This window comes from Cupriavidus sp. IK-TO18 (assembly GCF_015549295.1).
Taxonomy (GTDB): domain Bacteria; phylum Pseudomonadota; class Gammaproteobacteria; order Burkholderiales; family Burkholderiaceae; genus Cupriavidus; species Cupriavidus oxalaticus_A.
On sequence record NZ_JADGMP010000012.1, the window covers coordinates 213,719 to 235,130 of the forward strand.

The following is a 21,412-nucleotide window of genomic DNA, read 5'->3' on the forward strand; positions in this document are numbered from 1 at the left end:
TATCTGAAAGAACAAAACGACGCCACACTCGCCGCCAGTCAGGAGACCCAATGACCCGCCGATCCCTTCCTTCCCCGATGCTTGCAAAGCCGACGCGCGCGCTGGTTCGCGCCGTTGCCTGCTGCGCGCTGCCGGCGCTGCTTGCCGCCGGCGCCGGCGTCGCCCATGCCGCCGACGCCTATCCCGCGCAACCGGTCCGCCTCATCGTGCCCTTCCCGCCGGCCGGCGGCACCGACGTGCTGTCGCGGCTGGTCTTCAACAAGATCGGCATGGCGACCAAGTGGAACGTGGTGGTGGAAAACCGCGCTGGCGCCGGTGGCAATATCGGGCTCGACAGCGTGGCCAAGGCAAAGCCCGACGGCTACACCCTGGGCATGGGCCAGACCGCCAACCTGGCGATCAACCCCACGCTGTACCCCAGGATGCCCTACAACGCGCAGAAGGATTTCACGCCCGTGGCACTGGTAGCGGCACAGCCGGTGGTGCTGATCGTGCGCAACGACGCCCCCTACAAGACGGTCGCCGACCTGGTGGCCGCGGCCAAGGCGAAGCAGCTGTCGATGGCGTCTGCAGGCACCGGCACGGTCGGCCACCTGACCGGCGAGATGTTCGCGCGGCGCGCCGGCATCAGGATGCTGCATGTTCCCTACAAGGGCGCCTCGCCGGCGCTGACCGACCTGATGGGCGGGCAGACCGACTTCTATTTCGCCACGCCGCCGATCGCCATGCCCATGATCAAGGCTGGAAAGGTCCGCGCGCTGGCGGTGACCTCGGCCAAGCGCATGCCGCTGCTGTCCGCCGTGCCTACCGTTGCCGCGTCGGGCTACGCCGGCTTCCAGGCGGAAGACTGGAAGGCGCTGGTGGCGCCGGCCGGCACGCCGCCCGAGGTGGTGGCGCGGCTGAATGCCGAAGTCAACAAGGCGCTGGCGCAGGCCGACACCGTCAGCAAGCTGCGCGAGGAAGGCAGCGAGCCGCGCGGCGGCACCGCCAGGGAGCTCGGCGCCTTTATCCAGAGCGAGAACATGCGCTGGGGCGAGATCGTGCGCCAGTCCGGCGCGCGCGTCGAATAGCGGTTCAGACATCAACGGATCAGACACCAACACCATGCAAAAGCCCTTGCGCAACATCCGCGTGCTCGACCTCACCAACGTGCTGGCCGGCCCGTTCTGCTGCCACCAGCTCGCCCACCTGGGCGCCGAGGTCATCAAGGTGGAAACGCCGGGCACCGGCGACCTCGCGCGCCAGCTGGGCGCGGATGCCGAGCTGAACCAGCGCCTGATGGGCGTCTCCTTCCTGGCACAGAACCCCGGCAAGCAGTCGGTGACCATCAATCTCAAGCACGCTCGCGGCAAGGAAGTGTTCCGCAAGCTGGTGCGCAGCGCCGACGTGGTGGTCGAGAACTTCCGCCCCGGCGTGATGGACCGGCTTGGGCTCGGCTACGAGACGCTCAGGCAGGAGAACCCGCGGCTGGTCTATTGCGCGATCTCCGGCTTCGGCCAGGACGGGCCGCTGGCGGAACTGCCGGCCTATGACCAGATCATCCAGGGCATGTCGGGCGTGATGAGCATCACCGGCGATCCGCAGACGGCGCCCTACCGCGTCGGCTATCCGGTGTCCGACACCATTGGCGGCCTGACCGCCGCGTTTGCAGTGGCGGCATCGCTGGCGGACCACCAGCGCACCGAGGGCTATTTCATCGACGTATCGATGCTTGAGGCCACGCTGGCCACGATGGGCTGGGTGGTCTCCAACCACCTGATCGCCGGCAAGGCGCCGGTGCCGATGGGCAACGAGAACATGACCGCGAGCCCGTCGGGCACCTTCCGCACCGGCGACGGGCTGCTCAATATCGCCGCCAACAAGCAGGAGCAGTTCGAGGCGGTGTGCCGCGTGGTCGGCCGTCCCGACCTGGCGGGCGATACGCGCTTCGCGCAGCGGCAGGCGCGGCTCGCCAACCGCGCTGCGTTGACCGAAGCACTGGAAGCGGAGCTGGCGAAGAAGCCGGCCACCGATTGGTGGCCGCTGCTGAATGCCGCCGGCGTCCCCGCCGGCCCGGTGCTCGATGTGCCCGGCACGCTGGCGCATCCGCAGGTGCGCGACCGCGGCATGATCGGCGAATTTGCCGAAGTGCCCGGCGTGGGCCGCGACATCCGCGTGGTGCGCACCGGCTTCAAGCTCAACCGCGAGGCCCCGGCAGTGGATGCGCCGCCGCCAGAGCTGGGCCAGCACACGCGCCAGGTGCTGGAAAGCCTGGGCTACAGCAGCACGGACATCGACCAACTCAGCCAGGAGCGCGCAATATGAGCGGCATCGGCCAACCCAGCAACGCCGGCAAGGACGGCAAGGACGGCAAGGACGGCAAGGACGACATGGACCCGGGCCAGCGTCTGTCGCAGGACTGGTGGCACACCGGCATCATCGACATGAAGCCCGGCGAGATCCGCTACCGCGGCTATCCCATCGAGCAGTTGATCGGCCGCGTTTCGTTCGCGCAGATGATCTGGCTGATGCTGCGCGGCGAACTGCCGGGCCCGGGCCAGGGCGAACTGCTCGACGCCGCACTGATGGCCGCGGTCGACCATGGCCCGCAGGCACCTAGCATCGCCATCGCGCGCATGGCAGCCACCTGTGGCGTGGGGCTGAACAATGCGATGGCGTCGGCGGTCAACGTGCTGGGCGATGTGCATGGCGGCGCCGGCGAGCAGGCGGTGGCGCTGTATCAGGACGTCGCCGCGCGCATCGACAACGGCAGCAGCATGGACGATGCCGTCGCCGCGGCACTGCATGGCTACCGCGACCTGCACGGCAAGTTCGTTTCTGGCTTTGGCCACCGCTTCCATCCTGTCGACCCACGCGCACCGCGGCTGCTTGCGCTGGTCGAACAAGCCGCTGCCGATGGCGTCGTCACCGGGCGCTGTGCGTCGATCGCGCGCGCGATCGAACAGGCACTGTCCGCCGGACGCAGCAAAGCCATTCCGATGAATATCGATGGCGCCACCGCTGTCATCTATGCCGAGCTGGGCTTCCCCGCCCCGCTGGCCCGCGGCCTGTTCTGCCTGTCGCGCTCGGTCGGCATCCTTGCGCACGCGTGGGAGCAGACCTGCCAGGGCGGGCGCAACAAGGGACCCATCCCGCGCCAGTTCCTGTGGACCTATGACGGCGCGCCGCAGCGCGACGTGCCTTAGTTTAGTTAGTCGTTGATGAATCATTGCGTGGCGGCGGCACGCCTGCGCCTCGCCGCCATGCAAGACTGGCAAGCCCATGCACAACGCATCGCGGCACCAGTCATCCTTTTCCTATATCGATGTCGGCGCCTCACCGACAGCGAAGACAGAAGGCGGCCACTAGTATCCATGCAACAAGCAGTCACGCTCCCCACAAAAAACTGATGCCCTCTCCGGCGTCCGGGCCGCGGCTGCGTTCCGCAACCCGAGAGTAGGAGAACGATCATGGATCGACGCCAGTTCCTGAAGTGGGGAAGTTTCATGACCGTCACGATCGCCACCGGCGGCCTGACCGCCTGCGGCGGCGGTGACGACGGCGATGAGCCCGATACCGGCAATCCGGAAAACTTCAATTTCGTACATGGCGTCGCCTCGGGAGATCCCAAGCCTGACAGCGTGGTGGTGTGGACCCGCGTCGAAGGCAACAACGGCAAGCGGCCCGTGGTGGTACGCCTGCAAGTCTCGACGCAGCAGGATTTCGCGCCGCAATCGCTGCTGGTCAACGAGCCGCTGATGGCCCGTCCGGAATGGGACTACACCATTCGCAACAAGGTCACGGGACTCACCGCCGGCACGCGCTATTTTTACCGCTTCCTGCTCGGCAACCGCGCCAGCACCGTGGGCCGCACGCGCACCGCCGCTGCGGCCGGCACGCCGCTGTCGCAGCTGCGCTTTGCCTTTGTCAGCTGCCAGGACTGGAACGCCAACCATTGGGCCGGCATGGAAGAACTGGTGCAGCAGGACCTGGACTTCATCGTCCACGTGGGCGACTACATCTACGAAGCGGTGCCCGGCGGCTCGCGCGCCGGCCTGGTGGAAGACCGCCACACCGCGCTGCAGCTGCCCAACGGCACGGTGCTGCCGGATGCCAGCGTCTACGCCACCACGCTCGACGACTACCGTTACCTGTACCGCAGCTACCGCAGCGATACCCGCTTGCAGGCGCTGCACGCGGCCTTCCCGATGATCGCGATCTGGGACGACCATGAGTTCTCGGACAACTGCTGGCAGGACCGCCAGACCTATGACTCGGACGACGACCAGACGCCACGCACCGCGCGCCGGCGCGCGGCCAGCCAGGCCTGGTTCGAATACCTGCCCGCAGACGTCAGCCTCGACACCAGCAACCCGTCGTTCCAGAACATCCAGATCTACCGTTCTTTCACCTTCGGCAACCTGGCGACGCTGCTGATGACCGACGAGCGCCTGTACCGCGCCAACCACGTCATGCCGGAGGAAACCATCGGCCGCACCGTGGGCAGCCTGTACCTCGTTCCCGCCGACACGCTGGCCGCCACCGAGGCGCAGAAGATCAGCGCCGCCGGCAATGCGCTGACGCCGGTATCGATGCTCGGCGACACGCAGCGCGCATGGTGGCAGGACCGCGTGGGCGGGGCCAATACCACGTGGAAGCTGTGGGGCAACCAGCTGTCGCTGCTGCGCATGCAGGTCGACGTCACCAAGGCCATCGCCGACCTGATCGCGCGGGCGCTGGTGCAGGCCCACAGTGCGCTGTCATCGCTGCAATCCGCCATCGCCAGCGCGCTGGAAAGCGACCTGGCCGCGGCCAAGGCGGCTGGCACCTATGCCAACCTGGCGTACACCGAATTGCGCAACCTGCTGTCGCAGGCCGGCATCGATGCGGCGGCCTTCGACGCCAGCATCCGCCCGCTGATCGAAAGCCGGCTGCCGGCGATCGCGCTGCTCGACCGGTTTATCCTCAATACCGACCAGTGGGACGGCTTCAATGCCGAGCGCAAGAACCTGATGGCGTTCCTGAAGGCCAACAGCGTGCGCAACGTGGTGGCGCTGAGCGGCGACATCCATGGGTTCTTCGGCGGCCAGGTCATGGACGACTACGATGCGGCCTCGCCCATGCCGGTGATGGTCGACCTGGTCACCGCGGGGTTGTCCAGCAATTCGCTGCTGAGTTCGTTCCGCGCTATCGTCGACAACGACCAGGAATTCGCCGCGTTGCGCGAACTGGTTTACAGCGACGTGGGCGGTGTGCTGTTCAACGCGTTCGACAACACGCTGCGCGCCTTCAATTCCTGGATCCGCCACGCCGACACCAACGCGGAAGGATACGCGCTGGTGACGCTGACGCCGGACAAGCTCAGCTGCACGTACCATACGCTGAAGTCCATCAGCGGCGGCGTCGCACCGGCGCTGCCGGCGACCGCAAGCACGCGGGTGCTTGAAGTGGCGGCAGGCACGGCGGATGTGAATGTGCTGTAGCAGGATGGGTGCGGTGCGGTACGGTGGGTGTATTCGGCTGCTGCGCCAGTCCGCTCAGGCGCCAGCCATACCCGCCGCGATCTTGCCCGCAATGCCAGCCAGCGGCGCCACAAACTTCGCCTCCGCCTCAGCCGGCTTGAGCGCGCGCGACAGGTAGACCACGTTCAGGCTTCCGAGCACGCGTTCCCCCGCGCGCAGCGGCACGGCAATGGCGCTGATGTTGCGCTGCTCGCTCCAGTCGCCATGATTGGTGCTGAAGCCATCCTGCCGCACACGCTTCACCAGGTTCTGCACGAACTGCGCATCGCTGGCGAGCGCGGCCTGGTGCTCGCCCCCGGCACCTGAGCGCAGCATCGCGACGATGCTCTCCTGCTCGGCCTCGGTACAGTTGGCAAAGTAGGCGCGCCCCGACGCCGTCAGCAGCATCGGCAGCCGCCGCCCCACCATGGCGCGGTGGAACGACAGCGGGCTGAAGCGGTGCGTGGTCTCGCGGATGATCATCGCGTCGCCGTCGGGGGTGGTCAGGTCGGAGGGCCATACCACTTGCTGCAGCAGTTCGCCCATCAGCGGCGCGGCGGTGGTGGAGATCCATTCGTCGTCGGTGAAGCCTTCGCTGAGCGCGCGCACCTGCAGCGTCAGGCGGAAGGTGTCGTCCGACTCGCTGCGACGAACGAAGCCCTGCGCCACCAGCGTCTCCAGCAGGCGCCGTACGGTGGTGCGATGCAGCCCCGTCTCCTGCGCGAGTTGCTGGGCCGTCGCGCGCCCGCTTTCCATGCGGTTCAGCGCCCGCAGCACATCCAGGCCACGCGTCAGCCCCCTGACATTGGCGTAAATGGCATCCCGTTCCAGCGCCATAAAAAATCCTTTTAAATCAACGTTGTGCACTCCTTGCACAGTTTGCACATTTTTTTTGCCGCGAGCAATGCGGTCTCTAGACTTCCGTTCAAAGCAAGCCCCCCGAATGCAGGCACCCTGCACAGAACCTGGAGACAACCGAATGTCGACGCAAGCCGTCCCGGCCACCGCCCTCAATACTTCCACCACTGCCGCCAAGCCGTTCCAGAGCATCTGGGCCGACCTGCGCGGCGTCAGCTTCACCCAGGGCTGGCTCGATGCCGGCGGCATCCAGACACGCTACCTGCACGCCGGCGACCGCAGCAAGCCCGCGCTGATCCTGCTGCACGGCGTCGGCGGCCACGCCGAAGCCTATGTGCGCAACCTGAAGGCGCATGCCGAACACTTCGACGTCTGGGCCATCGACATGATCGGCCACGGCTGGACCGACAAGCCCGATGGCCCGCGCGAGGTGTCTGCCTATGTCGACCACGTGATCCGCGTGCTCGATGCGCTCGACATCGAACGCGCCTCGTTCAGCGGCGAATCGCTGGGCGGCTGGGTCGCCTCGCAGTTGGCGATCGACCATCCCGGTCGTGTCGAGCGCCTGGTACTGAACACCGCCGGCGGCTCGCAGGCCGACCCCGTGGTGATGGAACGCCTGAAGACGTTGTCGATGCGCGCGGTCGAAGACCCGAGCTGGGACTTCATCAAGGCGCGCGTGGAATGGCTGATGGCCGACAAGTCCAAGGTCTTCGACGACCTCGTCGCCACGCGCCAGGCGATCTATGCGCAGCCCGGCATGGTCGAGGCGCAGCGCGGCAACATGGTGCTGCAGGACATGGAGACGCGCCAGCGCAACATCCTGCGCGCCGGCGACTATGGCCGCATCCAGGCGCCGACGCTGGTGCTGTGGACCTCCGACGATCCCACCGCAGATGTCTCGGAAGGACGGCGCATCGCCACCATGATTCCCGGCGCGCTGTTCACGGTGATGGATGGCTGCGGCCACTGGCCGCAGTTCGAGGATGCCGACACCTTCAACCGCATCCACCTGAACTTCCTGCTCGGCAAGCCGGTGCCCGAGGCCACCGCGGTCTGATGCGCTGCGCGCATCCCTGACGACTGGGCTGCGCACATCCCTGACGGTCCGGGCCGCGCCCGGACACCCACAACACATAACGGAGACAGACATGACCCACGCCATCGCCATGGCGGGCGGCGACGCTCGTCCTGACACTGTCGATTGCGATGTCGCCATCGTCGGTGCCGGGCCGGTCGGCCTGATGATCGCCAATATCCTCGGCCTGCAGGGCGTCAGCGTGGTGCTGGTGGAAAAGCTCGCGCAGATCATCGACTACCCGCGTGCCATCGGCCTCGACGACGAAGCGCTGCGCGTATTCCAGTCGGTCGGCCTGGCGCAGACGCTGCTGCCGCACACCACGCCCCACCACTGGATGCGCTTCGTCACCGCGGGCGGGCGCTGCTTTGCGTCGATCGAGCCGCGCACCGACGAGTTCGGCTGGCCGCGCCGTAATGCCTTCATCCAGCCGCTGGCCGACCGCATCCTGTTCGAAGGCCTGCGGCGCTTCCCGCATGTGCGCACGCTGCTGGGCCACGGCGTGGCGTCGTTCACGCATGACGACCACGGCGTGCAGATCGAAGCCGCCGACGAAGCCGGCCGGCCGGTGCGCATCCGTGCCGCCTATATGGTCGGTGCCGACGGCGGCAACAGCCTGGTGCGCCGCGCGCTCGACATGCCGTTCGAAGGCCGCACCAAGCCCAACCAGTGGATCGTGGTGGACGTGCGCAACGACCCGATCGGCACGCCGCACATCTACATGCACTGCGACCCCGAGCGGCCCTATGTGTCGGCCGCGCTGCCGCACGGCATCCGCCGCTTCGAGTTCATGGTCATGCCCGGCGAGACCGAGGAAGAACTGTCGCGCCCCGAGAACATGGCCGCGCTGATTCGCAAGGTGGTGGCCGACCCGGACAAGGTCGACTACATCCGCAAGCGCGTCTATACCCACAATGCACGCCTGGCGCGCGACTTCCGTGCCGGCCGCGTGCTGCTGGCGGGCGATGCCGCGCACATCATGCCGGTGTGGCAGGGCCAGGGCTACAACAGCGGCATCCGCGACGCCAGCAACCTGGGCTGGAAGCTGGCGATGGTGGTCAAGGGCCAGGCCGGCGATGCGCTGCTCGACACCTATACGGCCGAGCGCCGCGCCCATGCGCGTTCGATGATCCACCTGTCGGAGGTGGCCGGCGATATCTTCGCGCCTGCCAGCCGCGCGGGCTCGGCGCTGCGCGACGGGCTGACCAGGGTGCTGAACCGCTTCCCCGCGGTCAAGCAGTACTTCGTCGAGATGCGCTTCAAGCCGATGCCGCGCTACGAGCAAGGCGTCGTGCTCCTGCCCGAAGGCCAGCGCCGCGCGCATCCCGGCCTGCTGGCCCGCTGCCTGGCGCGCTCCGGCAACTCCGCGCTGGGCCGACTGCTGGGCCTGATGAGCGAGAAGCGCGAATCGCTGGTCGGCCGGCTGGTGCATGGCCGCGACCCCGCGGGCAACTCGCCGGTGGGCCGCATGTTCATCCAGCCGCTGGTGCGCACCGAAGCCAATAACGTCGAGCGCCTCGACGATGTGATTGGCAACCGCTTCGCCATCCTCGGCTGGGGCACCGATCCCACCTTCGGCCTGACGGCGCAGGCGCGCGCGGTGTGGCGCCAGCTCGGCGGGGTGTTCGTGCTGGCCAAGCCGGATCCGCAGCTCGACTACCGCGACGACGTGCCCGCTGGCGTGATCGCCGTGGGCGACGTGCATAATCGCCTCAAGGACTGGTTCGGCAACCAGCCCGGCTCGGTGGTACTGCTGCGGCCCGACCGCTTTGTCGCGGGCATGTGCTCGCCGCAGCAGGTCTCGGATTCGGTGGTGGCGCTGGCGCGCAAGCTGGCCTTGCGCACGCCGGCGGCCGAGGAGGCCGGGGAAACCGATACGCGCGCCGCCGCCCGTGCCGCCGCGCCTTCGTACGAGGCGCAGGCCGCCGCCGTCCGGCAGCTTGCCGCGGGAGCCTGACATGCCGATTCATCTCGAATGCCTGTCGCATACGCCGCTGCACGGTTACTACGACCCGGCGCCGGCAATCGTGGCCGAGGTCGAGCGCCTGCAGGCCGCCGCGCGCGCCCGCGTGGAAGCCTTCGATCCCGAGCTGGTGGTGGTGTTCGCGCCCGACCACTACAACGGCTTCTTCTATGACGTAATGCCGCCGTTTTGCGTCGGCGTGGCGGCCAGCGCCATCGGCGACTTCAACAGCCTCGCCGGTCCGCTCGACGTGCCGCAGGACGTGGCGCTGGGCCTGGCCGAAGCGGTGATGGCGCAGGACCTGGACGTGGCGGTGTCGTACCGCATGCAGGTCGACCACGGCTGCGCGCAGGCGCTGGAAGTGCTGACCGGCGCGCTCGACCGCTACCCTGTGATCCCGGTGTTCATCAACTCGGTCGCGCCGCCGATGGCAAGCTGCCGCCGCGCGCGCCTGCTGGGCGATGCCATCGGCCGCTACCTGTCGGGGCTGGGCAAGCGCGTGCTGGTGGTCGGCTCCGGCGGGATCTCGCACGAGCCGCCGGTGCCGGAGATTGCCGGCGCCAGCGCGGAAGTGGCGGAACGCCTGATCGCGGGGCGCAACCCGCCGCCGGCTTCGCGCCAGGCGCGGCAGGAGCGCACCGTGGCCGCCGCGCGCGCCTTTGCCGGCGGCGACAGCCACCTGCATGCGCTCAACCCCGACTGGGACCGCGCGTTGCTGGCGCTGCTCGCAAGCGGCGAACTGACCCGCGTCGACGGCATGACCAACGACGGCATCACGCGTGACGCCGGCAAGTCGGCCCATGAGGTGCGCACGTGGATCGCCGCCTTTGCCGCACTCGCTGCGAGCGGCGCCTACCGCGCCGAACTGGACTACTACCGCCCGATCCCGGAATGGATTGCCGGCTTCGCGCTGATGCACGCCGCGCCCGCGCATCACTGACACTTCTCAAGGACACAGCCATGCCAGACCAGGAAACCATCCTCGCCCTCGCCGCACGCCTGCGCGAAGCCGAGCGAACGCGCACACCGGTAGCGCCGCTGCGCGGCGAGATCGCCACGGACGACGCGGCCACCGCCTACGCCGTGCAACGCGCCAACGTCGCCGTCTGGCAAGCCGGCGGCCGCCGCGTGATCGGCCGCAAGATCGGCCTGACTTCGCCCGCGGTGCAGCGCCAGTTGGGCGTTGACCAGCCCGACTTCGGCACGTTGTTCGCCGACATGGTCTACGGCGACGACGAGCCGATCCCGATGGCGCGCACGCTGCAGCCCAAGGCCGAGGCCGAAGTGGCGCTGGTGCTGCGCCGCGACCTCGACGTGGCCGATGCCACCGTGCTCGACGTGCTGGGCGCGGTGGACTACGTGCTGCCGGCGATCGAGGTGGTCGGCAGCCGCATCGCCAACTGGGACATCTCGTATGTCGACACGGTGGCCGACAACGCCTCCAGCGGGCTGGTGGTAATCGGCGCAGTTCCGGTGCCCCTGGCTGGCCTCGACCTGAAAGCGGTGGAGATGGAAATGCGGTGCGGCGACGAACGCGTCTCGCACGGCAGCGGCGCCGCCTGCCTGGGCCATCCGCTCAACGCCGCGGTGTGGCTGGCGCGCAAGCTGGCCAGCCTGCGCGACCCGCTGCGCGCCGGCGACCTGGTGCTGACCGGGGCGCTGGGGCCGATGGTGCCGGTGCAGGCCGGCAAGACCTATGCAGCGCATATCACCGGCGTCGGCACCGTACGCGCGAAGTTCGCCGACAGCTGACATGACTGCCGAAGCTTTGAACCCATAACGACAGAGAAACGGAGACAACCATGCAACGCCCCCATCGCATGCATCGCCTGATTGCCAGGCTGCTCGCCCCCTTCGCCATCGGCGCCGCCCTGGTCGGCAGCGCCGGCGCGGCCACGGCGCAGGCGCCCGCCTTCCCCAACCGCCCCGTCACCATCGTGGTCCCGTTCCCGGCGGGCGGCATCACCGACATGATCGCGCGCCAGGTCGCGCAGCAGATGCAGAGCGACCTCGGCAAGCCGGTGATCGTCGAGAACCGCCCCGGCGGCGGCGGGCAGATCGCCGCGCTGGCGGTCAAGCGCGCCGAGCCGGATGGCCACATGGTGTTCGTCGCGGCCACCGAGATGTTCGCGATCAACCCGGGCCTGTACCGCAACTTCTCATACGACCCGCTCAAGGACTTCAAGCCGGTGACGGCGCTGGCCGCCTCGCCGCTGGTGCTGGTGGTGCCGCAGAACAGCCCGGCCGGCTCCGTGAAGGACCTGGTCGCGCTGGCGAAGTCGCGCGCGGACGGGGTCAACTACGCTTCGCAGGGCATCGGCTCGATCGGGCACCTGCTCGGCGGCCTGTTCGGCGACAAGACCGGCGGCAAGTTCACCCATGTCGCCTACAAGGGCTCGGCCCCCGCGCTGCAGGACGTGATGGCGGGCCAGGTCGACATGATGTTCGACCCGGTCATCACCACCTCGCCGCTGATCAAGGGCGGCAAGGTCAAGGCCCTGGCGATCGCTTCAAGCAAGCGCTCCCCCAGCCTGCCCGACGTGCGCACGCTGGCCGAGCTGGGCGTGCCCGGCCTGGATGCCGGCGTGTGGTTCGGCATGGTGGTGCGCAGCGGCACGCCCGACGCGGTGGTCGCGCGGCTCAATGAATCCGCGCTGAAGGCGCTCAAGGCCCCGGAAGTGGCCAGGCGCTTCGCCGACCAGGGCCTCGATCCCATGCCGATGAGCCCGCAGCAGTTCGGCACCTTCCTCGCCAGCGAAAGCACGCGCTGGACCCCGCTGGTCAAGGCCAGCGGCGCCAGCGTCGAGTAACCCATCCAAGGAGAATCCCTATGACGCGCAAGCTCAAAGCCGCCATCATCGGCTCGGGCAATATCGGCACCGACCTGATGATCAAGATCCTGCGGCATGGCCGGCATGTCGAGATGGGCGCGATGGTCGGCATCGACCCCGCCTCCGACGGCCTGGCCCGCGCGGCCCGCATGGGCGTTGCCACCACGCATGAAGGCGTGGAAGGGCTGGCCCGGCTGCCGGTGTTCGGCGACATCGACATCGTGTTCGATGCCACCAGCGCCGGCGCGCACGTGAAGAACGATGCGTTCCTGCGCGCGCTGCGCCCGGCGCTGCGCATGGTCGACCTGACCCCGGCGGCGATCGGCCCGTACTGCATCCCGGTGGTCAACGGCGCCGCGCACCTCGACGCGCCCAACGTCAACATGGTCACCTGCGGCGGCCAGGCCACCATCCCGATGGTGGCGGCGGTATCGCGCGTGGCGCCGGTCCACTACGCGGAGATCGTCGCCAGCATCTCCAGCAAGAGCGCCGGCCCCGGCACGCGCGCCAATATCGACGAATTTACCGAAACCACCTCGCGCGCCATCGAGCAGGTGGGCGGCGCGCGCCGCGGCAAGGCCATCATCGTGCTGAACCCGGCCGAGCCGCCGCTGATCATGCGCGACACCGTGTACTGCCTGAGTGAGCCGGCCGACCAGGATGCCATTGCCGAATCGGTGGCGCGCATGGCCGCCGACGTGCAGCGCTACGTGCCGGGCTACCGACTCAAGCAGGCGGTGCAGTTCGAGGAAATCCCCGCGGAGGCGCCGCTCAATATCCCGGGGCTGGGCCGCCTTGCCGGCCTGAAGACCACGGTTTTCCTTGAAGTCGAGGGCGCCGCCCACTACCTGCCTGCCTATGCCGGCAACCTGGACATCATGACCAGCGCCGCACTGAACACCGCCGAAAGCATGGCCGAAGCCATGCTGGCCGAGTCCGCCGCAGCCTGAACCGGAACCAAGCCATGAGCACCGACAAGAAACTCTATATCTCCGACGTGACGCTGCGCGACGGCAGCCACGCCATCCGCCACCAGTACAGCGTGGCGCAGGTCCGCCAGATCGCCGCCGCCCTGGACCAGGCCGGCGTCGATTCGATCGAAGTCGCGCACGGCGACGGGCTGCAAGGCTCCAGCTTCAACTACGGCTTCGGCGCGCATACCGACCTGGAGTGGATCGAAGCCGTCGCCGACGTGGTCAGCCACGCCCGGATCGCGACGCTGCTGCTGCCCGGCATCGGCACCGTGCACGACCTGAAGGACGCCTACCAGGCCGGAGCGCGCATCGTGCGCGTGGCCACGCACTGCACCGAGGCGGACATCTCGCGCCAGCATATCGAGGCGGCGCGCGAGCTGGGCATGGAAGCGGTCGGCTTCCTGATGATGAGCCACATGACCACGCCGCAGCAGCTGGCGCAGCAGGCCAAGCTGATGGAGAGCTACGGCGCGACCTGCTGCTACGTGGTCGACTCCGGCGGCGCGCTGACCATGGACGGCGTGCGCGACCGCTTCCGCGCGTTCAAGGACGTACTCAAGCCCGAAACGCTGACCGGCATGCATGCGCACCACAACCTGAGCCTGGGCGTAGCCAACAGCATCGTCGCGGTGGAAGAAGGCTGCGACCGCATCGACGCCAGCCTGGCCGGCATGGGCGCGGGCGCGGGCAATGCACCGCTGGAAGTGTTTGTCGCCGCCGCCGAGCGCATGGGCTGGCATCACGGCACCGACCTGTACCGGCTGATGGACGCCGCCGATGACCTGGTGCGCCCGCTGCAGGACCGCCCGGTGCGGGTCGATCGCGAGACGCTGGCGCTGGGGTATGCGGGGGTGTATTCCAGCTTCCTGCGCCATAGCGAAGCTGCCGCGGCACGCTATGGCCTGAAGACCGTCGACGTGCTGGTCGAGCTGGGCCGCCGCCGCATGGTGGGCGGGCAGGAAGACATGATCGTGGACGTGGCGCTGGACCTGCTGAACCAGCCTCTGAACCAATCGGCTACGGCTCGAGCAGCCGGCTGATCTGCGCCAGCGCGTTGAGCGTGTGCTGCAGGTGCTCGCGCGTCGCCTGCGAGGCTTCCTCGTTGCGCCCGCGCGCGAGCAGGTCTACCCCGAACACGCGAGGCAGCACCTGCACGTGCTGGACCACCATGAACCACGACCGATCCATTGCCACCCATCGCGACCGCGATCCCCCGGGCTGTCATGCGTGGGGCAGCGCGCTGAACGCAGGAAAGCTTTCGAGCTGCGCCGCGAGCGCCGCCAGCCCCGGGTGCGCCGCGCGGTCGACATGACCGGGGAGCAGCGCCTGGGTGAAGGTCCACACCACGCCGGCGGTCAGCGTGGCCTGGCTCACCGCCGCCTCATCGGCCGGCACGGGCATGCGCGCGATCTCGTCTTCCAGCAGGGCAAAGGCACTGGTGCGCTGGCCATCGACGCGCTCCACCCACGGCTGGTGCACCTTCTCCGCCGGCCGCAGGTTGTGCTCGTACACGTGCTGCACGGCCTTCTCGCTGGCCGCCAGCGCCAGGCCGATGGTGCGCAGCGCGCGCTGGCGCTCTTCCAGCGACGCCGGCATCAGGCTGCGGCCCGCCAGCGCTTCGGCGTAGTCGATGATCAGCGTCGAGTCCATCAGCACCACGCCGTTGTCGCACACCAGCGACGGCGCCTTGACCACCGGGTTGATGGCGCGGAACTGGTCGAAGGTGCGGAACACCGAGATGGATTCGTGGGTGAACGGCAAACCCAGCAGGCGCAGCGTGATGGCGGCACGGCGCACGTAGGGGGAATCGAGCATGCCGATGAGTCGCATGGGTATGGCTCCGGGTTGGGTTGGTTGGGGATGCGAGGCTGATTATGAGCGCGCACGCGCCATGACCGCCAGCGGTTTGCTCCCCTACCCCGCGCGCGGGAGAGCGGAGCGTATGCGAGGGGCGGAAGCAAGCTCTGATGACTGCGCAGTCCCGGCGCCCTATCCCTCCTCCCACCGCAATTTCCCCAACGCCGCCACCAGCGATACCACCACATCGTCCTCCAGCGCCTGCCGCCGCCACATCACCCCCACCGGCGGCAAGTCCCAGCTCAGCGCATGCGGCAGGACCGCCGCGCCCCCGCCTTCGACCAGCTCGGCAGCCACCGCGCGCGGCACGATGGTGGTAGCCGCCGCGTGGTTGCGCAGCAGCGTGGCCATGGTCTTGATCGAGTAGGTCTCGACGATCGGCACCGGCTGCGCCACGCCGGCCACCGCGAAGATGGTGTTGATGGTGCGCCGGATCGGCGTGTTCGGCGGCGGCAGGATCCAGTCGCGCTCGGCCAGCCGGCGCCAGTCGAGCGGCCCGCGCCCGAGCCGGCCGGCGGCCGCGGCGGGCACCACCAGCGCGGGCTCTTCGCGGTAGAGCGGCTGCTGGGCGATGTCCGCGCCGGGCGCGTAGAAGGTCCGCGCCACCACGCAATCCAGCTCATGTTCGCGCAGCGCCGCCACCAGCTCGTCGGTGGTGCCCTCGCGCACCAGCACCGAAACCCGCGGCGACTGGGTCAGGCCGAAGCTGCAGGCCGCATCGAGCACGGTGCGGCTGATGAACGGGATCACGCCGATGCGCAGCCGCCCCGACATGCCGGCGCCGATCGCCGCCAGCTCGCGCCCCAGCGCATCGGTATCCGCCAGCGTCAGCCGCGCATGCGCCAGCACCGCGCGGCCCGTGGGCGTGGGCTCCAGGCCGCGCCGGGTGCGGGTGAACAGCGGCACCATGAAGATGTCCTCGATCTCGCGCAGGGTCTTGGTGACGGCGGGCTGCGACAGGTTCAGCTCGGCCGCCACGCGCGACACCGAGCGCTGGCGCTCCAGCGCCAGCAGCAGCGGCAGGTGCCTGAGGCGCAGGCGGGAGACGAGGTTGTGGACCAGCTTGTCGGAGGCGGCTATGGGCACAGGAATCCTGCAACGGGGGCGCTAATGTCGTATTACCAAATGGTAATGCAACGATAACCAATCAGACTCTCGCGGTTATTCCACAATCCTATACTGGCTCGCATCACCGGAGTTGCAACCCATGTTCACTACCCGCCCCGAAATCGTCGGTACCTTTGGCGTTGCCGCCTCCACCCACTGGCTGGCCACGCAAACCGCCATGGGCGTGCTCGAACGCGGCGGCAATGCCTTCGATGCCGCGGCGGCGGCCGGCTTCGTGCTGCAGGTGGTCGAGCCGCACCTGAACGGCCCCGGGGGCGAAGTACCGATCCTGTTCTGGAGCGAGCGCGAGCGCCGCATGCGCACCCTGTGCGGACAGGGCCCGGCACCGGCGCTTGCCGATCCCGCCGCGTTGCGCGCGCAGGGCCTGGAGCTGATGCCGGGCATCGGGCTGGTGCCCGCCGCCGTTCCCGGCGCCTTCGGCGCGTGGCTGACGATGCTGCGCGATCACGGCACGTGGTCGCTGGCCGATGTGCTGGCGCCCGCCATCGGCTACGCGCGCGACGGCTTCCCGCTGGTGCCGCGCATCTCGCGCGCGATCCTGGCGGTGCAGGCGCTGTTCCGCGACGAATGGCACAGCTCGGCGGCCACCTGGCTGCCGGACGGCAAGGTGCCGCGCCCGGGCAGCCTGCACACGTTGCCGGCGCTGGCCGATACCTACACCCGCATCGTCGAGGATGCCCAGCGCCGCAGCGACAGCCGCACCGGCCAGATCGACGCCGCGCTGGATTGCTGGTACCGCGGCTTCGTCGCCGAGGAAATCGACGCCTACTGCCGCAACACGCCGGTGCGCGACACCACCGGCGACAAGCACACCGGCCTGCTGCGCTACGACGACATGGCCGGCTGGAGACCCGGGGACGAGGATCCGGTCACGCTCGACTTCGGCCGCTACACGGTGGCCAAGTGCGGCATCTGGAGCCAGGGTCCGGTGTTCCTGCAGCAGCTCGGCATGCTGCGCCACGCCGGGCTGGCGCAGCATGCGCCCGATTCGCCCGAATTCGTGCACCGCATTGCCGAAGCCACCAAGCTGGCGATGGCCGATCGCCTGGCCTGGTACGGCGATCCCCGCTTCACGCAGAGCCCGCTTGCCACATTGCTCGACGACGGCTACCTGGCCGCGCGCGCGCAGCGCATCGGCGAGCGCGCGGCGCTGGCGATCGATCCCGGCACGCTCGATCGCATGGCGCCGCGCCTGCCCGACCTGGGTGTCGCCGAGCGCACGCTGCGGCAAGCCGACGTGCGCTTCGGCGTGGGCGAGCCGACCTTCGCCGAGCTGCCGCCGGTAGCCGAATGGGCCGAACGCGAACTCTTTGTCGGCGACACCTGCCATATCGACGTGATCGACCGCCACGGCAACATGGTCGCCGCCACGCCGTCGGGCGGCTGGCTCTCGTCGAGCCCGACCATCCCGGCGCTCGGCTTCGCGCTCAATACCCGCCTGCAGATGACCTGGCTGGAGCCCGGCCTGCCCAACACGCTGGCCCCCGGCAAGCGCCCCTGCACCACGCTGTCGCCGTCGCTGGCGCTGCGCGACGGCGAGCCGTATATGGTGTTCGGCACCCCGGGCGGCGACCAGCAGGACCAGTGGTCGCTGGCATTCTTCCTGCGCCATGCGGTGCATGGCATGAACCTGCAGGAAGCAATCGATGCACCCGCGTGGCATATCGACCATTTCCCGGGCTCGTTCTGGCCGCGCCAGACCGTGCTCAACCGCATCAGCGTGGAATCGCGCTTCCCGGCGGCAACGCTGGCGGCGCTGCGCGGACGCGGGCACGAAGTCCGCGTGGGCGAACCCTGGTCAGAAGGCCGCATGTCGGCATGCTCGCGCGAACGCGACGGGCGCGGGCGGCTGGTGCTGCGCGCCGGCGCCAATCCGCGCGGCATGCAGGGCTACGCAGTGGGTCGCTGACGATTCAAATCATGACAGCGGACCGCACCAGGTCCGCGCCAGTCCCAAGGAGGAAGGAAAATGCGCGCAGTACTGAAAACCCTGCTGGGCGGCGTGGCCGCGCTGGCGATGTGCCTGGCGGCCCCGGCCGGCGCCAGCGAAGCCTGGCCGCAGAAGCCGATCACGCTGATCGTGCCCTGGGCCGCCGGCGGCTCGACCGATATCCTGGCGCGCGTGCTGTCCGAGCACCTGACGCGCTCGCTCGGCCAGCCGGTGATCGTCGACAACAAGCCGGGCGCGTCCGGCAACATCGGCTCGGCCATGGTGGCGCGCGCCAGGCCGGACGGCTACACGCTGCTGGTGGGCTCGATGAGCACCCACGCCATGAACCCGGCGCTGATGTCCAACATGCCGTTCCGCGGCGTGGACGACTTCACGCCGCTGGGCCTGCTGGCTTACGTGACCAACACCATGGTGGTCCACCCCTCGGTGCCGGCGCAGAACGTGAAGGAGCTGGTGGCCTACGCCAAGGCCAATCCGGGCAAGCTCGCCTACGCCAGCGCGGGTCCGGGCTCCACCAACCACCTCAGCGCGGTGCTGTTCGAGAAGATGGCCGGCATCCGGATGCTGCACGTGCCGTACAAGGGCGGCGCGCCGGCGGTGGTCGATACCGTGGCCGGGCAGACCCAGCTGCTGTTCTCGGCGGGCACGCAGACGCTGCCGCACGTCAAGGCAGGCAAGCTGCGCCTGCTGGCCGTGACCGAGAGCAAGCGCTCGCCGCTGCTGCCCAACGTGCCGACCGTGGCCGAGACCCTGCCCGGCTATGAGCTGGCAGTCTGGTATGGCGCCTTCGGGCCGAAGGACATGCCCGCCGAGCTGACGGCACGGCTCAATCGCGAGATCAACGCCGTGATGGCGCTGCCTGAAGTGAAAGCCAAGATGAACGCCATCGGCGTTGAAACCGCGACCTCCACGCCGCAGCAGTTCGCCACCATCCTGCGCCGCGATGCCGACCGCTACGGCAAGCTGATCCGCGAGCTGGGCATCCAGGGGGAATGAAGTGAGCCAGGCAACGCACCCGGCCCCGCAAGCCGGCGCACCGCTGGAAGACGCCGGCTCGCTGATCGCGCAGGTCAACCTGCTGTGCGACGCGCTGCGGCAGGCGCGCGGCCCCGCCGCGGCGCTCGACGCGATCGGCGCAGCCACGCTGCGCACGCTCGGCCCCGGCCTGCTGACGATCAATGCCTGGCATGCGGAGACGGCGCGGATCGAACGTCTGTGGTCATCCGACACCGCCGCCTATCCGGTCGGCGGGCACAAGACCAAGGGCGACAGCCCGTGGCGCCGGCAATTGCTGGAGCGCGGTGAGGTCTTTGTCGGCGAGGGCGATGAAGCGCTGGCGGCGGTGTTCGATGACGTGCAGGTGATCCGCAAGCTCGGGTGCACGGCGGTGGTCAATGTGCCGCTGGGCTATCAGGGCCCGGTGATCGGCACCTTCAACTACCTGGCCGATCGCGCCATCTGGTCGGCGGCGGAGGTTGCGGCGCTCAGGCTGCTGGCGGCGCTGGCGGTGGCGCCGGTGCAGGCGCTGACCGCTGCGCGCCGCTGACGGAAGCGTCCGCCCACGCCGAACGCTACTCTGCGGTATGATTCCCCCGCCGCGTTGAAAGCACAACGAAGCACAGCGCGGCAACGTTCTCAGGGCAGGGTGAAAGTCCCTACCGGCGGTGAAGGCGTCTGACGCACAAGCCCGCGAGCGCCCGGCATGCCCACATGCCGGGGTCAGCAGATTCGGTTCAAATCCGAAGCCGACGGTGATAGTCCGGATGAAAGAGAGCGAGCAAAAATGCCCCCGTCTTCACGGGGGCAAGTCTCGTGCGCCCTGATTCTGGCCAACTCCATCCGTACAGGAACACCATGAATCAGCCTGTCTCTGCATTCCAGCGCGCCACCGCACCCGCGGCCGGCTTTTCCCTCCCCGAAGGCAAGCGCATTGCCTACATCCATGCCCAATGGCATGCCGATATCGTCCATCGTGCGCGCGACGCGTTCGTGGTCGAAATGGCAAAGCTCGGCGTCGCCGCGGATGCCATCGACATCTACGATGTCCCCGGTGCCTTCGAAATCCCGCTGCATGCGCAACGGCTTGCCAGGTCCGGCAAGTACGCCGCCATCGTCGCCAGCGGCTTTGTCGTCGACGGTGGCATCTACCGGCATGAATTCGTCGCCGATGCCGTCATCAGCGGCCTGATGCGCGTCCAGCTCGACACCGAGATCCCTGTGTTCTCGGCCGTGCTGACGCCGAAGAGCTTCCATGAGCACGACGAGCACCATCGCTTCTTTGCCGAGCATTTCGTGGTCAAGGGCCGCGAGGCGGCGCAGGCCTGCGTCCGCACGGTGGCGTCGCTGCAGAAGCTGGCGGCCTGATGCGTTGAAGGGCTGTGCCGCGCGGTTCATGTCCGCGGCATGTTCAGGAATCATGAACCGCGGGACTTGCTAAACGGCACGGCTCGCCCGCGGCGGCATCCGTTGCCGCCGCTCCCCTCCCCCGGATACTGCCTTCCGCCTCCCCGAGGCGTGTAAACTGCTGGCTTTTTGAATCCGGCGGTATGTCCCAAGAGCCCCGGCGCACAGGTTTCAGCGGTCCGACGCTAGTCCGGCTGCTGGCGCGCCTGACCGACGCCGACGCCCCATCTCCTGCAACGTCACTTTCGGGCCAGCTGAGCCAATGGCTGGGCTGGCCGGATGCGATCGCGTTGTCGGCGGCGCTGAAAGCCGCGCCGGGCGCGGGGCCGGCCGTTGCACGTGCCTCCGGCGCCACCGCCGAAGAGCAGGAGTGCGCACGCGTGCGCGCGGCGCTGAGCGACGCCATCGCGGGGGACAACGCCCTCGCCGCACGCCGGCGCGGGCCGGGGCGACCGTCCGAGGCCGTGGATGCGCAGGTGGACTTCGCCATCTACCGCCACCGCTACGTGTCGCAGCAGCAGTCCATGGAAACCGCGATCGGCGCCTTGCGCGGGCGGTTGCGGGCGGCGTTGTCGACGCGTGCGCCGGACATGGCCCGGCTGGCCATGGTCGATGCAGTAATGGAGCGCGTGCTGGGCGCGCGCGAGCAAAGCGTGCTCGGCAGCGTGCCGACCCTGCTGGAAGGGCATTTCCAGCGTTTGCGCCAGGCGGAAGCCGCGGCGCTGGCCGAGGCCCAGGCCGCCACAAAGCCGGCCGCCGCAGCCCCGGTCGCGCCCGGCGCGTGGCTGGCCGTGTTTCGCAAGGATATGCAAAGCGTATTGCTGGCCGAGCTGGAAATACGCTTCCAACCCGTCGAAGGATTGCTCGCCGCGCTGCGCGGCAGCTGACC

19 protein-coding genes, 1 pseudogene and 1 riboswitch are annotated in these 21,412 nt (G+C 68.8%); of the genes and pseudogenes, 16 read left to right on the plus strand and 4 right to left on the minus strand.

Translation table 11 applies throughout. The features are described from left to right. Window positions 1–77 precede the first annotated feature (77 nt). The 4 genes from IPF36_RS10985 (at window position 78) to IPF36_RS11000 (ending at window position 5,462) form a co-directional block, all read left to right on the plus strand. The gene (locus IPF36_RS10985) at window positions 78–1,070 is read left to right on the plus strand and encodes a tripartite tricarboxylate transporter substrate binding protein (protein ID WP_195427999.1); all 993 of its coding nucleotides are present in this window, start codon (window positions 78–80) and stop codon (window positions 1,068–1,070) included. Window positions 1,071–1,104: 34 nt separating this feature from the next. Continuing rightward, the gene (locus IPF36_RS10990) at window positions 1,105–2,304 is read left to right on the plus strand and encodes a CaiB/BaiF CoA-transferase family protein (protein ID WP_135703548.1); all 1,200 of its coding nucleotides are present in this window, start codon (window positions 1,105–1,107) and stop codon (window positions 2,302–2,304) included. 65 nt (window positions 2,305–2,369) lie between these two features. Beyond that, window positions 2,370–3,185, plus strand: a complete 816-nt coding sequence (locus IPF36_RS10995) for a citryl-CoA lyase (RefSeq protein ID WP_195428000.1) — start codon at window positions 2,370–2,372, stop codon at window positions 3,183–3,185. 264 nt (window positions 3,186–3,449) lie between these two features. Beyond that, window positions 3,450–5,462, plus strand: a complete 2,013-nt coding sequence (locus tag IPF36_RS11000) for an alkaline phosphatase (RefSeq protein ID WP_195427969.1) — start codon at window positions 3,450–3,452, stop codon at window positions 5,460–5,462. A gap of 54 nt (window positions 5,463–5,516) precedes the next feature. Here the strand turns inward: IPF36_RS11000 and IPF36_RS11005 are convergent, their stop codons facing one another. Further along, window positions 5,517–6,317, minus strand: a complete 801-nt coding sequence (locus IPF36_RS11005) for a DNA-binding transcriptional regulator (RefSeq protein WP_135703545.1) — start codon at window positions 6,315–6,317, stop codon at window positions 5,517–5,519. A 142-nt stretch (window positions 6,318–6,459) separates the two neighbouring features. Here IPF36_RS11005 and IPF36_RS11010 point away from each other — a divergent pair, with 142 nt between their 5' ends. The 7 genes from IPF36_RS11010 to dmpG all read left to right on the plus strand — a co-directional run bounded on the left by IPF36_RS11010 (window position 6,460) and on the right by dmpG (window position 14,224). After that, entirely contained in the window at window positions 6,460–7,398 is a 939-nt protein-coding gene (locus IPF36_RS11010) for an alpha/beta fold hydrolase (RefSeq protein ID WP_195427970.1), read from the plus strand. Between the two features lie 91 nt (window positions 7,399–7,489). Beyond that, window positions 7,490–9,373 carry a bifunctional 3-(3-hydroxy-phenyl)propionate/3-hydroxycinnamic acid hydroxylase gene (locus tag IPF36_RS11015; RefSeq protein WP_135703543.1) on the plus strand — a complete coding sequence of 628 codons (1,884 nt, stop codon included), beginning with the start codon at window positions 7,490–7,492 and terminating at the stop codon, window positions 9,371–9,373. A 1-nt stretch (window position 9,374) separates the two neighbouring features. Further along, window positions 9,375–10,319: a 3-carboxyethylcatechol 2,3-dioxygenase gene (locus IPF36_RS11020; protein WP_135703542.1), complete on the plus strand. Its 945-nt coding sequence runs from the start codon at window positions 9,375–9,377 to the stop codon at window positions 10,317–10,319. A gap of 20 nt (window positions 10,320–10,339) precedes the next feature. Then, window positions 10,340–11,131, plus strand: a complete 792-nt coding sequence (gene mhpD / locus IPF36_RS11025; RefSeq protein ID WP_135703541.1) for a 2-keto-4-pentenoate hydratase — start codon at window positions 10,340–10,342, stop codon at window positions 11,129–11,131. A 50-nt stretch (window positions 11,132–11,181) separates the two neighbouring features. Then, window positions 11,182–12,189, plus strand: a complete 1,008-nt coding sequence (locus IPF36_RS11030; protein ID WP_243736811.1) for a tripartite tricarboxylate transporter substrate binding protein — start codon at window positions 11,182–11,184, stop codon at window positions 12,187–12,189. A gap of 20 nt (window positions 12,190–12,209) precedes the next feature. Beyond that, window positions 12,210–13,160 carry an acetaldehyde dehydrogenase (acetylating) gene (locus IPF36_RS11035; protein ID WP_133093363.1) on the plus strand — a complete coding sequence of 317 codons (951 nt, stop codon included), beginning with the start codon at window positions 12,210–12,212 and terminating at the stop codon, window positions 13,158–13,160. Between the two features lie 14 nt (window positions 13,161–13,174). Beyond that, window positions 13,175–14,224, plus strand: coding sequence for a 4-hydroxy-2-oxovalerate aldolase (gene dmpG / locus IPF36_RS11040; protein WP_195427971.1), 1,050 nt, complete (start codon window positions 13,175–13,177; stop codon window positions 14,222–14,224). Here the strand turns inward: dmpG and IPF36_RS11045 are convergent. The 3 genes and pseudogenes from IPF36_RS11045 to IPF36_RS11055 form a co-directional block, all read right to left on the minus strand. Then, window positions 14,202–14,309 (minus strand): annotated as a pseudogene (locus IPF36_RS11045) (GntR family transcriptional regulator); the annotation flags it as partial. The gene dmpG and the pseudogene IPF36_RS11045 overlap by 23 nt on opposite strands. 96 nt (window positions 14,310–14,405) lie before the next feature. Further along, window positions 14,406–15,014, minus strand: a complete 609-nt coding sequence (locus tag IPF36_RS11050) for a glutathione S-transferase (RefSeq protein WP_195427973.1) — start codon at window positions 15,012–15,014, stop codon at window positions 14,406–14,408. A 159-nt stretch (window positions 15,015–15,173) separates the two neighbouring features. Beyond that, complete coding sequence (locus tag IPF36_RS11055; protein WP_195427974.1) at window positions 15,174–16,127, minus strand: LysR substrate-binding domain-containing protein; 954 nt, start codon at window positions 16,125–16,127, stop codon at window positions 15,174–15,176. Window positions 16,128–16,248: 121 nt separating this feature from the next. Here IPF36_RS11055 and IPF36_RS11060 point away from each other — a divergent pair, with 121 nt between their 5' ends. The 5 genes from IPF36_RS11060 (at window position 16,249) to IPF36_RS11080 (ending at window position 21,410) form a co-directional block, all read left to right on the plus strand. Beyond that, window positions 16,249–18,078 (plus strand): gamma-glutamyltransferase family protein, encoded by a 1,830-nt coding sequence (locus IPF36_RS11060; protein WP_195427975.1) that lies wholly within the window; start codon window positions 16,249–16,251, stop codon window positions 18,076–18,078. Window positions 18,079–18,138: 60 nt separating this feature from the next. After that, entirely contained in the window at window positions 18,139–19,116 is a 978-nt protein-coding gene (locus IPF36_RS11065; RefSeq protein ID WP_195427976.1) for a tripartite tricarboxylate transporter substrate binding protein, read from the plus strand. Window position 19,117: 1 nt separating this feature from the next. Beyond that, complete coding sequence (locus tag IPF36_RS11070; RefSeq protein WP_346769547.1) at window positions 19,118–19,666, plus strand: GAF domain-containing protein; 549 nt, start codon at window positions 19,118–19,120, stop codon at window positions 19,664–19,666. Between the two features lie 81 nt (window positions 19,667–19,747). Then, window positions 19,748–19,899, plus strand: a riboswitch (FMN riboswitch). 75 nt (window positions 19,900–19,974) lie between these two features. After that, window positions 19,975–20,484, plus strand: a complete 510-nt coding sequence (locus IPF36_RS11075; protein ID WP_135703535.1) for a 6,7-dimethyl-8-ribityllumazine synthase — start codon at window positions 19,975–19,977, stop codon at window positions 20,482–20,484. Window positions 20,485–20,666: 182 nt separating this feature from the next. Next, entirely contained in the window at window positions 20,667–21,410 is a 744-nt protein-coding gene (locus IPF36_RS11080) for a DUF3348 domain-containing protein (protein WP_195427977.1), read from the plus strand. Window positions 21,411–21,412 lie beyond the last annotated feature (2 nt).

Coding starts and splice junctions, on each gene's coding strand:
- IPF36_RS10985 (WP_195427999.1), top strand. CDS start 78: ATGCTTGCAAAGCCGACGCGCGCGCTGGTTCGCGCCGTTGCCTGCTGC.
- IPF36_RS10990 (WP_135703548.1), top strand. CDS start 1,105: ATGCAAAAGCCCTTGCGCAACATCCGCGTGCTCGACCTCACCAACGTG.
- IPF36_RS10995 (WP_195428000.1), top strand. CDS start 2,370: ATGGACCCGGGCCAGCGTCTGTCGCAGGACTGGTGGCACACCGGCATC.
- IPF36_RS11000 (WP_195427969.1), top strand. CDS start 3,450: ATGGATCGACGCCAGTTCCTGAAGTGGGGAAGTTTCATGACCGTCACG.
- IPF36_RS11005 (WP_135703545.1), bottom strand. CDS start 6,317: ATGGCGCTGGAACGGGATGCCATTTACGCCAATGTCAGGGGGCTGACG.
- IPF36_RS11010 (WP_195427970.1), top strand. CDS start 6,460: ATGTCGACGCAAGCCGTCCCGGCCACCGCCCTCAATACTTCCACCACT.
- IPF36_RS11015 (WP_135703543.1), top strand. CDS start 7,490: ATGACCCACGCCATCGCCATGGCGGGCGGCGACGCTCGTCCTGACACT.
- IPF36_RS11020 (WP_135703542.1), top strand. CDS start 9,375: ATGCCGATTCATCTCGAATGCCTGTCGCATACGCCGCTGCACGGTTAC.
- mhpD (WP_135703541.1), top strand. CDS start 10,340: ATGCCAGACCAGGAAACCATCCTCGCCCTCGCCGCACGCCTGCGCGAA.
- IPF36_RS11030 (WP_243736811.1), top strand. CDS start 11,182: ATGCAACGCCCCCATCGCATGCATCGCCTGATTGCCAGGCTGCTCGCC.
- IPF36_RS11035 (WP_133093363.1), top strand. CDS start 12,210: ATGACGCGCAAGCTCAAAGCCGCCATCATCGGCTCGGGCAATATCGGC.
- dmpG (WP_195427971.1), top strand. CDS start 13,175: ATGAGCACCGACAAGAAACTCTATATCTCCGACGTGACGCTGCGCGAC.
- IPF36_RS11050 (WP_195427973.1), bottom strand. CDS start 15,014: ATGCGACTCATCGGCATGCTCGATTCCCCCTACGTGCGCCGTGCCGCC.
- IPF36_RS11060 (WP_195427975.1), top strand. CDS start 16,249: ATGTTCACTACCCGCCCCGAAATCGTCGGTACCTTTGGCGTTGCCGCC.
- IPF36_RS11065 (WP_195427976.1), top strand. CDS start 18,139: ATGCGCGCAGTACTGAAAACCCTGCTGGGCGGCGTGGCCGCGCTGGCG.
- IPF36_RS11075 (WP_135703535.1), top strand. CDS start 19,975: ATGAATCAGCCTGTCTCTGCATTCCAGCGCGCCACCGCACCCGCGGCC.
- IPF36_RS11080 (WP_195427977.1), top strand. CDS start 20,667: ATGTCCCAAGAGCCCCGGCGCACAGGTTTCAGCGGTCCGACGCTAGTC.